This is a genomic window from Kitasatospora putterlickiae, assembly GCF_039527695.1.
Lineage (GTDB): Bacteria > Actinomycetota > Actinomycetes > Streptomycetales > Streptomycetaceae > Kitasatospora > Kitasatospora putterlickiae.
Genome location: NZ_BAAAKJ010000047.1, coordinates 1 through 10,829 on the forward strand (window position 1 = coordinate 1; position 10,829 = coordinate 10,829).

Sequence of the window (10,829 nt, forward strand, 5' to 3'; positions counted from 1 at the left end):
CGGCCGGGGCCTGCTCTCGCTGCGGCTCGGCCGCTCCACCGCGGAGCCGGCCGAGGAGAGCGCCGAACGCCACCACGCCGCCGTCCGCACCCGGCAGGCCGCCGCGCAGCGCGAACGCTGGCCCGACCTCGCCACCCTGCTGCTCAACGCGCTCGGTCCCGGCCCCCGGCTCTGGGAGCGCGGCCCCGGCCACCCCGACGCGCTCACCCTGCGGCTCGGCACCGCCGACCGGCCCGGCGGCCCCGGCACCTCCCCCGGCACCGTGCTGCCCGCCGTCCCGGTCACCGTCGACCTGCAGACCGCCGGCAGCCTCGGCCTCAGCGGCCCGCGCGAGCGCCTCGACGCGCTCGTCCGCGCCGTCGTCGCCCAGCTCGCCGCCCTGCACCCGCCGACCGGGCTCAGCCTGGTCGTGGTCGACGCCGACCCGGCCCGCCCCCCGCAGGACCGCGCCGACACCTGGGCCTGGGCCCTCTGGCTGCCCCACCTGCGCCCCACCGACGGCCAGGACTGCCGGCTGCTGCTCGGCCTCGACGACGAGCAGGCCACCGCCCGGCTCACCGAGCTCACCGGCCGGCTCAGCGGCCCGGTCGGCCTCGGCGGCCACCCCACCACCGTCGTCGTGGTCGACGGCCGCCCGGGCACCGAGTCCGCCCGGCTGGCGCTCGACCTGCTGCTGCGCCAGGGCCCGGCCGTCGGCATCTTCCCGGTCTGCCTCGCCGAACAGCCCGAACTGCTGCCCCGCGGCCTCGGCGCCACCGCGCTGATCACCGGCGAGGTCGGCACCCAGCTCTCGATCGACCGCCCCAGCCCGGTCGCCCGCGGCCGCGAGACCCTGCACGAGGTCTCCCTGGACGCCGTCTCGGACGCCTGGGCCGAACGGCTCGCCCGCGTCCTCGCCCCGCTGCGCGAGGCCGCCCCGGCCAACCGCGGACCGCTGCCGGACGCGCTGCGCCTGCTCGACCTGCTCCAGCTGGACACCGTCACCCCGGCCAAGCTCTCCGCCCGCTGGGCCGCGCACGCCGACGGCATCGGCGCCGCCACCGCCCTGCTCGGCACCACCCGCGACGAGCTGTGCGTCCTCGACCTCGCCGACCCCGAACTCACCCTCCCCTCCCCCGACCCCGGCGGCCCGCACCTGCTGATCGGCGGCGCCCGCGGCTCCGGCAAGACCGAGCTGCTGCGCACCCTGGTCGCCTCACTGGCCGTCTCCGAGCGGCCCGATCGCCTGGCCGTCACCATCGTCGAAGGGCGTGCCACCGAGGACGGGCTCGCCGGGTGCGGCGAGCTGCCGCACGTCACCGGCCGGGTCAACGCCGCCACCGACCCGCGCGCCGCCCTGCTCGCGGCGGAGGCGCTGGAGGACGAGCTGGCGCTGCGCGAGCGGCTCTTCGACGGGCTGGACTTCGCCTCCTGGCACGCCGCCCGCATCCTCGACGGGGAACCCGTCCCGGTCCCGGCCGCCGTCGGCGCCCCGACCACGCCGGCCGTCCCCCGCGTCATCCACCCCCGCAGCCCCGAATCCCCCGCCGCCCCGGTGGCCACCCCCGGGCCCTGCCCGCCCCGTCTCGTCGTCGTGGTCGACGACTACGACGCGCTCCTCTCCCCCACCTCGCCGGTCGGCCGCCCGCTCGCCCGCGCCCTCGCCGCCGTCGCCCGCCGCGGCGGCCCCCTCGGCATCCACCTCGCCGTCACCACCGGGCGCCCCGACGAGACCACCGGCACCGAGGTCGACGAGGCCGCCCTGCTGCGCATCGCCCTGCGCACCGAGGACCCGGGCGACTCCGACCTCCTCATCCACCTCGGCGACGCCGCCGCCCTGCCCGAATCCACCCCCGGCCGCGGCTACCTCCGCCTCCCCGACGGCGGCGTCACCGCCTTCCAGGCCGCCCGCATCAGCGGCCGCATCCCCCGCACCGCCACCCTCCGCCCCACCGTCGTCGCCATCGACCCCCACACCCTCGGCGCCCCACCCGCCCGCCGCCCCGTCCGCGAACTGGGCAACGGCCCCACCGACCTCGCCCTCCTCGCCAGCGCCCTCCAACGCGCCGCGGCCCGCTGAGGCCGAGTTCGAAAGGCATGCAACGGTGGGCCCGCGCCCAAGGGCGCGGGCCTCAGTCGAAGGCCGCGCCCCCAGATGGACCCCGGCCGGCTAGGCAACAGACCAGACGGCGGGCCTGCGTCCATGGACGCAGGCCCGCCGAAGAAAAACACTCACTCGCCGCCGAACTCCCCCGCGCAGACACCCGCGACGAAGGCCGCCCAAGCCTCGGGCGTGAACAGGAGAGAGGCGCCTAGAGGGTCCTTGGAGTCACGAACGGGCAGCACCCCGGGCACCCCGTCCGCGACCTCGATGCACTCGTTGTCGGGCCCGCTGAACGTGCTCTTCCTCCACCTGGCCACAGAGTGGTCAAAGGGCTGGGTCATGCGCCGAACTCCTTGATCGAGTTGATCAGTTCCAGGGATTCCACAGGTGAAAGCGCCTTGGTTCGGACATCGTCCCAGAGCCCTTGATACGCCTCTACCTCCTTCACGCCCTCAAGCCACATCGATCCCGACGGGTTGTCCAGCAGGACGACATCCATCGCAGCCTCGGACGGGAACCCGAGAATCACATATGGTCCCGCCATGCTGGCGTGCGCTCCGACCCGGAACGGAACCACCTGGACGGTCACATTGGGCATGTCCGCCGATCTCGCCAAGTGGTCGAGCTGTGCCTTCATGACGTCCTGGCCACCGACTTGCTGGCGCAGCGCTCCCTCGGCCAGAACCACCCAGACCGACAGCGGGTCCTCGGCGGTCAACCGGTTCTGCCGTATCAACCTGACAGTGACGAACTGCTCGATCTCTTCCGGCTTCTTCCACCGCCGCCCGGCCACCGTGAGCGCACGCGCGTAGTCCGGAGTCTGCAACAACGCGGGGATCATCTGACTCTGGAAGGTCCGCACCGACGATGCGGCAGCCTCCAACTCGATGAAGTCGCGGTAGGTGTCGGCGAGTACATCGCCGTACTCGCTCCACCAGCCACTCCCGCGTCTTCGTTTGTTCGCCGTGCGGGCCAGCTCGGCGAGACGCGCTTGAACTGCCTGTTCATCGACTCCGTACAGGCGGAGCATCGCGGTGAGATCAGGGCCCCTCACCGGGCTGCGGCCGTTCTCGATTCGCGAGATCTTGCCCTTGGTGCAATCCAGTTCGACGGCGACCACAGCTGTCGTGAGACCGGCACGCTCCCGCATGGTCCGCAGCTCGTCGCCCAACTGCCGTCCCAGCACCGTCGACGGCGCACTCGACGGTCGTTCTCCGTGCATGCAATCCCCTCCGGTCGAAAGTCAGTCTGCACCCCGGCGAGCACACGGACAGCCGTTTCGCTGTTTCTCCGGGAAACGTTGCAAACGATCTAGAAACAAGCGCATGCTACGTGGAGTAGATGGCTGCCACACAAAGCGTAATCACTGCAGTCGACTACCGGGCATCCCTTTGCCCAAGTGCTGCCACCGGGCTGCCAGTTCGCCCGGTCGTCCCTCAACCCCACCGGAGGTGGCTCCCCCATGCCCGGAACCGACAGGCCCACCGACCCGACCGCCGCCCGTGACGCCTGGCTCCCCCGCTCCCGCAGATCGCCGCAGCTCGCGCGGCGGCTGCTGCGCGAGCTGCTCGACACCGTGCCGGGCGGCCACGACTTCCTGGAGGTCGGCGAGTTGCTCACCTCGGAGCTGGTCGGCAACGCCGTCCTGCACTCGGGGATGCCGGGTCGGCTGATCCGGGTGTCCTTCGACGTCGACGAGACCCGCCTCCGCATCGAGGTGCACGACGCGAGCGTCCACCCGCCCGTCCCTCGGCAGCCGGCCGCGACCGACGGGTGCGGCCGCGGCCTGCTCCTCGTCGAAGCGCTCTCCCTCAAGTGGGGCCACTCCCACCGCCCCGAAGGAATCGGCAAGGTCGTCTGGTGCGAGTGCGGCCCCCACCCCATCGGAGCCGCCACGTGACCCGGATACCCCGGGGTGGGGCCGAGGGCCACCGCCCTCGGCCCCACCCTCCAACACCCCCGGCTTCCACGGCGCGTGTCGCAACCCCGGCGCACCACCGTGCGCCCTTGACGGCCTCTGCAAGCTCGGCAAAGGTTCGGACGCGACACTGAAGACCCGGCTTGGCACGGGAGGACACGATGGAGCTGGATTTCATCGGCATCGACCCCGAGACCGGCAAGGAGGGCTCACCGACGGCGTGGGTGGACCGCGCACATGGGGAGATCGTCATCCAGGGATGGAACGCGGGCGAGGAGTTGGCCGCCAGGATCGGCTCGACCTCCTGGGCGCCCGACCATGCAGCCGGGATCCCCGAAGGGGAGAGCGTGATCCGGATTCCGGCCCGGATGGTTCCGATCCTGAGGGAGGCGTGCGATGTGGCTGAACGCTCCGGACTTTGATCACCTCCTGCGGACCGCACAACGCTCCGCGATCCACCTGGAGATGCGCGACACCTACGCCGTTCCGGACGAGGCACAGGCCGTCGAGCGTTACCGCGAGACGGGCGAGTCGGACTTGGACCCGGAGTCCGAGTACTGGCGGAACTGGGCGGCCATGGTGCGCGAGGCGGCGGCACGAGGTGTCGCCGTCCGCCGTGCCCGGATCATCTCCGAGCCCGTCACGCTCTACACCCGCTACCTGCACGCGATGACGTCGGTGAACGTCGCCGTCGGCGAGGACGTTCGCTGGCTCCCCCGCCGTGACGCGTCCGACCTGGCGCTGCCCGGTAACGACTTCTGGGTATTCGACGACCGCGCCGCTCGCTTCAACCACTTCACCGGGGACGGGGACTGGGCGGATCCGCGCACTTCCTACACCGAGGACCCCTCCGTGGTGAAGCTCTGCGTCACCGCGTTCGAAGCCGTGTGGGAACGCGCAACCCCGCACCACCGCTACTCGGTCTGACCCGTCGAGCAACAGATCCTTTGCCCGTATCTCCGTCATCCAGCGCCCAAGCGGCTCGGGTCGCCGTCGCCACGCGTCTGCGTGAACTGATGCTGGACGCCCGGATCGACGGCAAGGAGCTCTCCGCGCGGTGCCGATGGCATCCGTCGAAGACGTCACGGATCCTGAACGGGAGGTCCGCTCCGTCCGAGGACGACATCCGGTCCTGGTGCGAGGCCTGCGAGTCGGACGACCAGACGGCAGATCTGATCGCCACGGCCCGCGCTGTGGAGCTGATGTACGTGGAGTGGCGCAAGCAGCACCGCCACGGCATGCGCCGGGCCCAGGAAGAGTCCCTGGCGCAGCACACCGGAACCGCCGTCTGCCGGGCGTACGTCTCCAACGTGGTCCCGGGGTTCCTACAGACCGAGGCGTACGCGACCGCGCTCATGCACAGCATCACAGGCTTCCAAGGCACGCCGGACGATGTCGCCGAGGCGGTGGCGGCCCGGCTGCAGCGTGGTCGTTTGCTGCACGAAGGAAACCACCGCTTCGTGGTCCTGGCCGAGGAGACCGTGCTGCGATACCGGATCGGCGATCGAAACACCATGATCGCCCAGCTGGGCCATCTGCTCTCGGTGATGCCGCTCCCGTCCGTTGCCCTCGGCGTCATCCCGTTCTCCGCGCAGCGCCGCATCTGGCCACTGGAAGCCTTTTACCTCTTCGACGACGGCGAGGCCTCGGTGGAGACGCTGACCGCCGAGATCAGCGTCGTCCAACCGCGCGAGCTGGCCGACTACCACCGCGCCTTTGCCGAGTTGGCCACGATGGCGGTGTACGGAGCCCCCGCACGGGCCCTGATCACCTCGGCCATGGAGGCGCTCGGGTGAGTGCCCGCAATCAGCCGCAATCGCGTTGAGTGTCCGACCGGTCACTCCCTACCGTCGAAGTCGCCACCGGTCACCTACCTGTCGGCCGGGCCGAACCGATCAAGGGAGCACGGCATGAGCCTCGTGCGCACGGAACGAATCACCGGACGGACCCTGGTCGACAACGCGCTGTTCGAGCGGCTGGTGCATCGGGTCACGCACGACCACGACATGGAACTGCAGCTGGCGGAACGGGTCGTGGACCAGGCGCTGGCGTTCCTCGGCGCCTGCGCCGCCGGCCCCGGTGCTCAGCTGTCGCCATCGCACTTGGTCGACCACGGTTGGCACGCTTTCCTGATGCACACTCGCGAGTACGCCGCGTTCTGCGACCGCGTCGCCGGCGCGTTCCTCCACCACCACCCGGGAGATGGTGACGGCCAGGTGCAGGGCGGGACCATCTCCGCGACCACGGCGGCGATCCGGGCTGCCGGCTACCGGGTGGACACGGAGCTGTGGGCCATGTCCGCGAACTGCTCCGAGGGCAGCGGTGGCGACGGATCCGACACCAGTGGAAGCGGCAGCTGCTCGCAGTGCCACCAGGGCTGCCACAACTCCAACTGACCGCCCCAATCGGGACCGGACGGTGCGCACTCACCGTCCGGCCCCGCCCCGTTCCGAGGAGCACCATGCGCCGCCGATGGACCGACCTCCCCCTTGCCGTCCATGACCTGATCGCCGAGCGGTGCGGCGCCGTCACCGCCGTGACGGCGCCGGATGCGGGCGAGATCGCCGAGTTCGCCGCCGCCGTGGACACCGACGCCGACCGGGTGTTCGTGAAGGCCGTCCGACTCGACAGCCCCAACCTCTGGATGGCCCACAAGGAGGCCCAGGCCGCTCCGGCGGTTCAGGGGATCGGCGCGCGACTGCGGTGGCAGGAGCAGGCCGACGGCTGGCTGGTCACCGCCTTCGAGTACGTGCCCGGGCGGCATGCCGATCTGTCCCCCGATTCATCCGATCTGCCGCTGATCGCAGGCACCCTGGCCACCCTCGCCGACCGGCTCACCCCTGCGCCTGCCCTGCGGACGCTCAGCCTGGCGCAGCGCTGGGCGGGTTCGGCGCTGTGGCCCCGGATCGCGGCCGCCGACGGCCTGACGTCGTGGCAGGCGGCGCACTCGGACGCCCTCGTCGCCCTGGAGGCGAGGGCGTCGGAGGCCGTCGCCGGTGACACGCTCGCCCACACCGACATGACCGCGCCGAACATCCTGGTCGACGGCGCACGAGTCCGGATCATCGACTGGTCGTGGCCCGCGCCCGCCGCCGCCTGGGTCGACACCGCCTCGCTCGTCCCCCGACTGATCGCCGCCGGCCACACCGTCGACCGGGCACACCGGTGGGCCATGACGGTTCCGCACTTTGCCGTCGCCGAGCCCGCGAAGGTGGCGGCACTGGCCTCCGTGACCGCGGCCCGGTGGCGGCTCCGCGCAATCCAGGACGGCGGCCCCTGGCTCACCCTGTCAGTTGCGGCCGATCTGTGGGCGGCCGACCTCTTGGCGGTCGGAACCTCCTGAAGCATGCCGTAGCGCATTCCCTCAAACGCTTCACACGCTGCGTGGTGGATATGCTACGTTCCGCATTATCAACAGAACATAGAGGACCCCGGCGGTGGTGGAACACCCCGGGGTCTGGCACCAGGAGACAACACCTCCGATGCAGATTCATCGTAGCGCCCACGCGCGCTCGTTCACCGTGCTTCCCAACGGCCTGTTGCAGGATCGCCGCCTCAGTTACACCGCGCGCGGGCTGCTCGCCGATCTGCTCTCCCGGCGTGATGGCTGGCGCGAGGACGGGCGGCACATGGCGGACACCAGCACCCAGGGGCGCGGCACCGTCCGGCGGGCGCTCAAGGAACTCACGGAGGCCGGGTACTACCGGGTCGTCCGCGTCCGGCTGGCGGACGGGACCATCCGATCCGAGGCCCACGTCTTCGACGTCCCGCAGCTCGGGCCACCGGGTGTCGCCCCTCCGGTCGCCGGTGGGCGGGAGACCGGCCGCGCTGACGCCCTTCCTGAAAAGGACCCGGAAGAAGTACCCACCCTCCCCGCCGAGTTGCCCGACGAGCAGACCCGCGCGGCGGTGGCGGCCCTCTTCCGCGCGATCCGGCCCGAACCGCGTCTGCGGCTCGGCGAGTCCGAGGCGCGGAAGCTCGCGCCCCTCGTCGGCCAGTGGCTCGAACGCGGCAGCAGTGCCGCCGGGTTGGCCAGCGCCCTGCTTCCCGGCCTGCCCACGCCCGTGCACTCGCCCGTCGGCATCCTCCGCGACCGGCTCCAGCGCAAGCTCCCACCCCCACGCGCCGAGGCCCCACCCGCCGCCTACACCGAGTGCCCGGACTGCCATGACCCGGCTCCCCGGCCGGGCCTCTGCCGCGCCTGCGCCGGCCTCGTGCCCAGACCGGCCACCCCCGTCGAATCGACCGCCACCGGCGTCGCCCGCGCCCGCGCGGCCCTCCGAGGGCAACGCGGCCTCACCACGGCGCCCGGCCGCTGAGAACGGGCCCGGAGTCCCCCGAACCCCGGGCCCGCGCCTAGCTCGGCGACCTGCCGGTCAGCAGGGCACCACGGCGTCGAGGGTGACCGGCGTGGACCCCCAGCCGGGCTTGGTGACGCTGAAGCTGCCGTGCACGGTGGAACCGCAGGCCACGGTCCCGCCGACGCCACGCACGGCGGTCTGGGTGAGGTTGAACCGCGTCCACTTGTTGACCGTGCCGAGCGAGGCACCGCCCACGACCTCGCCCGAGAGCACGGTCACGAGGTCCTCCGGCTGCGGGAACGGGCCGCCCGGGCTCGGCGGACCGGCCAGGTAGATCCAGCCCACCAGCTGCACGTCGCCGCCGGTCACCTCGGCACACAGCCAGGTCGCCAGTCCGGCCTGCAGCTTGGTCGAGCTGCAGATCTCCGTGGTGGTGGTCGTGCTCGTCGCGCCGGCCTGGGCGGCGCTCGCCTGGGTCGGCGCGGCCAGCATCGCCACCGCACCGGCGGCACCGGCCAGTGTCAGGGCGAGTCGGTTCGTTCGCATCGTTCCTACTCCTCCTCCGAGAATGCCGTACGTGACATTTCACATATGGCATGGCGATCACCTTGGCACGTATCTCGAAGGCTTCGCGGACGATCCCCCAAAGGAACCGATCATCGGACCGGAATACGGCCTTCGATGGCGCGATCACTGCCGGTTGACACAAGGGGGCAATGGGGCCGCTCGCACCGGGCCCCACAGCGTCATCGGTCCGTCCGCGAGCCCTCGGCTCAGCCGTCCTTCCGCCGGGGCTCCTCCCCGGCCTGGTCGACGATCGCGCGGGCGAGGATGGCGGAGTGGGCGGTCACGGTGCCCGGCGGACCGATCTCCTTGCCCTCGGCGACGACCACGGTGCGCTCGCCGATGAACTCGTGGGTCTTCGGGTCGAAGATCCACTCCCGGTTCATGCCCTCCCGCTCCAACGCCACGGCCGTGCCGTGCCGGCCGGCGGCGTCCACCGAGTCGTTCACCAAGGTGACGCCGGGGATCTTCGCGGCGGCCCGGTAGAGCGCCGCACTGACGGCAGGCGGGGCGATCTGCTCACGCAGCAGATCGCCGATGGTCACGAAGGCCTCCTCGTCGGGACCGGGACCAGCCCCCTTGGTCTCCTCGTAGATCTTCTTCAGCAGTACATCCGGATCGGTCGGCAGCTTGGCCAGGTACGCGTACGTCGGACCGTTGATGACCGGCTTGGGGATCGGGCTCAACCAGATGCCGCCGTCGGCGCGCGGCGCCGGACGCGGGTCACCGGACTCGCGCGGGAGCTCGTCGACGGACGGTTCGCCGGGCCGGCGCTCCTGCTTGAGCAGGCCCCACTGGCTTCCGTTCACCGAGTGCCAGATCTGGCGGCGCACAGCAGGGTTCATCTCCGACTCACCGTTGGCCAGGCCGACCCGGCCGTACGCCCCGATGCTCTCGATGTAGACGAACTGGTTCTTGCCCGGCTTCGGGTCGGGCCGGCCGGCCGCGGTGTCAGCGGCCTGGCTCAGCAGCTGGGCGGCGCCCACGGGGGCGGCGTTCAGCGCGGTGGCGCCCTGCTGCGCGCTCTGCCGGGCCTGCGGCGGCGACGCGGGCGCACCCTCGCCGCCGCTGCTCAGCACCAGCGCCAGCGCCAGTCCGCCCGCGAGCGCGGGCACCGCCACCCAGCCGATCCTGCCGCGACGGGCCCGCGCGGGGCCCGTCTCCTGGATCTCACTCATCAGATGTCCCCTCAGCAACCGGTGGCGGTCGGCGGAGAGTTCGGGCCGCGCCGGTCCCGGCACCAGCCGGTCCAGCTCGGCGCGTTCGTCCTCGTTCATCGGTTCGTCTCCCGTATCGACCGGGCCGCTCCGACGCGGCCACCCCGTACCTGTCCCGGGGCCGGGCGGAGTTCCCGCCCGTCGCGCAGCTCCTCCTCCGCGAGCGCGCGCAGCTTGGCGCGGGCGCGCGAGAGCCGTGAACGCACCGTGCCGATCGGCACCCCCAGCGCCCCGGCCGCGCTCGCGTAGTCCAGCCCCGCCCACACGCAGAGCCCGAACACCTCCCGCTCGGCCTTCCGCAGCCGCCCGAGCGCCCGCCGGGCGGCGGCCAGCTGCGCGCTGTCGTCCAGCCGTCCGACCAGCTCGTCGGCGAAGTCCGGCACCGTCTCCCGGGCCGGCAGCCGTTCCATGGCCGCCCGGTGCCGACGGGCCGCCCGCCCGGTGTTCCGCAGCACATTGGCGGCGATCCCGAACAGCCACGGCCGCACCGGCTCCTCGTCGCCCTCGCGCAGCCTGTGCCGCAGCCGCCACGCCTCCAGGAAGGTCAGCTGGACGACGTCCTCCGCGGCCGCCCAGTCCCCGGTGGCCCGCACGGCGTACCGGTACAGGTCACCCGCCGTCTCGTCGAACAGCTCCCCGAACGCCCCTCGATCGCCATCCCGTATCCGTCCCCGCTGCGACAGTTCCACACCTCCACCTGTCCGCGGACCCGGAGGAGTTCCGGAGCCGGACAGCGTAAACGCCGG

General features: G+C 72.2%; 13 protein-coding genes. 8 read left to right on the top strand and 5 right to left on the bottom strand.

Annotated features, from left to right (window positions below; translation table 11 throughout):
• The coding region (locus tag ABD308_RS05760) for an FtsK/SpoIIIE domain-containing protein (RefSeq protein WP_344327738.1) at nt 1-2,059 on the top strand (2,059 nt) is incomplete at its 5' end.
• Nucleotides 2,060-2,211: 152 nt separating this feature from the next.
• Here ABD308_RS05760 and ABD308_RS05765 read toward each other — a convergent pair.
• Together ABD308_RS05765 and ABD308_RS05770 are read right to left on the bottom strand one after the other, a co-directional pair.
• On the bottom strand, nt 2,212-2,424 hold the full coding sequence (locus tag ABD308_RS05765; protein ID WP_344327743.1) for a DUF397 domain-containing protein: 213 nt from the start codon (nt 2,422-2,424) through the stop codon (nt 2,212-2,214).
• The gene (locus ABD308_RS05770; protein WP_344327748.1) at nt 2,421-3,305 is read right to left on the bottom strand and encodes a helix-turn-helix domain-containing protein; all 885 of its coding nucleotides are present in this window, start codon (nt 3,303-3,305) and stop codon (nt 2,421-2,423) included. Before ABD308_RS05770 ends, ABD308_RS05765 begins: the two co-directional genes overlap by 4 nt.
• A gap of 240 nt (nt 3,306-3,545) precedes the next feature.
• Here ABD308_RS05770 and ABD308_RS05775 point away from each other — a divergent pair, with 240 nt between their 5' ends.
• The 7 genes from ABD308_RS05775 (at nt 3,546) to ABD308_RS05805 (ending at nt 8,320) form a co-directional block, all read left to right on the top strand.
• Nucleotides 3,546-3,983, top strand: a complete 438-nt coding sequence (locus ABD308_RS05775) for an ATP-binding protein (RefSeq protein ID WP_344327749.1) — start codon at nt 3,546-3,548, stop codon at nt 3,981-3,983.
• A 179-nt stretch (nt 3,984-4,162) separates the two neighbouring features.
• Complete coding sequence (locus ABD308_RS05780) at nt 4,163-4,423, top strand: hypothetical protein (protein WP_344327753.1); 261 nt, start codon at nt 4,163-4,165, stop codon at nt 4,421-4,423.
• Nucleotides 4,398-4,928: a DUF6879 family protein gene (locus ABD308_RS05785; RefSeq protein WP_344327757.1), complete on the top strand. Its 531-nt coding sequence runs from the start codon at nt 4,398-4,400 to the stop codon at nt 4,926-4,928. The genes ABD308_RS05780 and ABD308_RS05785 overlap by 26 nt, the downstream gene beginning before the upstream one ends.
• 20 nt (nt 4,929-4,948) lie before the next feature.
• Complete coding sequence (locus ABD308_RS05790) at nt 4,949-5,797, top strand: helix-turn-helix domain-containing protein (RefSeq protein ID WP_344327761.1); 849 nt, start codon at nt 4,949-4,951, stop codon at nt 5,795-5,797.
• A gap of 114 nt (nt 5,798-5,911) precedes the next feature.
• Nucleotides 5,912-6,397, top strand: coding sequence for a glycine-rich domain-containing protein (locus ABD308_RS05795; protein WP_344327765.1), 486 nt, complete (start codon nt 5,912-5,914; stop codon nt 6,395-6,397).
• Between the two features lie 65 nt (nt 6,398-6,462).
• Nucleotides 6,463-7,344, top strand: a complete 882-nt coding sequence (locus ABD308_RS05800) for a protein kinase family protein (protein WP_344327770.1) — start codon at nt 6,463-6,465, stop codon at nt 7,342-7,344.
• Between the two features lie 139 nt (nt 7,345-7,483).
• Nucleotides 7,484-8,320 carry a hypothetical protein gene (locus ABD308_RS05805; RefSeq protein ID WP_344327774.1) on the top strand — a complete coding sequence of 279 codons (837 nt, stop codon included), beginning with the start codon at nt 7,484-7,486 and terminating at the stop codon, nt 8,318-8,320.
• 57 nt (nt 8,321-8,377) lie between these two features.
• On the opposite strand, the gene ABD308_RS05810 is transcribed toward ABD308_RS05805, so the two are convergent.
• The 3 genes from ABD308_RS05810 to ABD308_RS05820 all read right to left on the bottom strand — a co-directional run bounded on the left by ABD308_RS05810 (nt 8,378) and on the right by ABD308_RS05820 (nt 10,772).
• The gene (locus ABD308_RS05810; RefSeq protein WP_344327779.1) at nt 8,378-8,848 is read right to left on the bottom strand and encodes a hypothetical protein; all 471 of its coding nucleotides are present in this window, start codon (nt 8,846-8,848) and stop codon (nt 8,378-8,380) included.
• A gap of 227 nt (nt 8,849-9,075) precedes the next feature.
• Nucleotides 9,076-10,143: a CU044_5270 family protein gene (locus ABD308_RS05815; RefSeq protein ID WP_344327784.1), complete on the bottom strand. Its 1,068-nt coding sequence runs from the start codon at nt 10,141-10,143 to the stop codon at nt 9,076-9,078.
• The gene (locus tag ABD308_RS05820; protein WP_344327789.1) at nt 10,140-10,772 is read right to left on the bottom strand and encodes an RNA polymerase sigma factor; all 633 of its coding nucleotides are present in this window, start codon (nt 10,770-10,772) and stop codon (nt 10,140-10,142) included. The genes ABD308_RS05815 and ABD308_RS05820 overlap by 4 nt, the downstream gene beginning before the upstream one ends.
• Between the last annotated feature and the right edge of the window lie 57 nt (nt 10,773-10,829).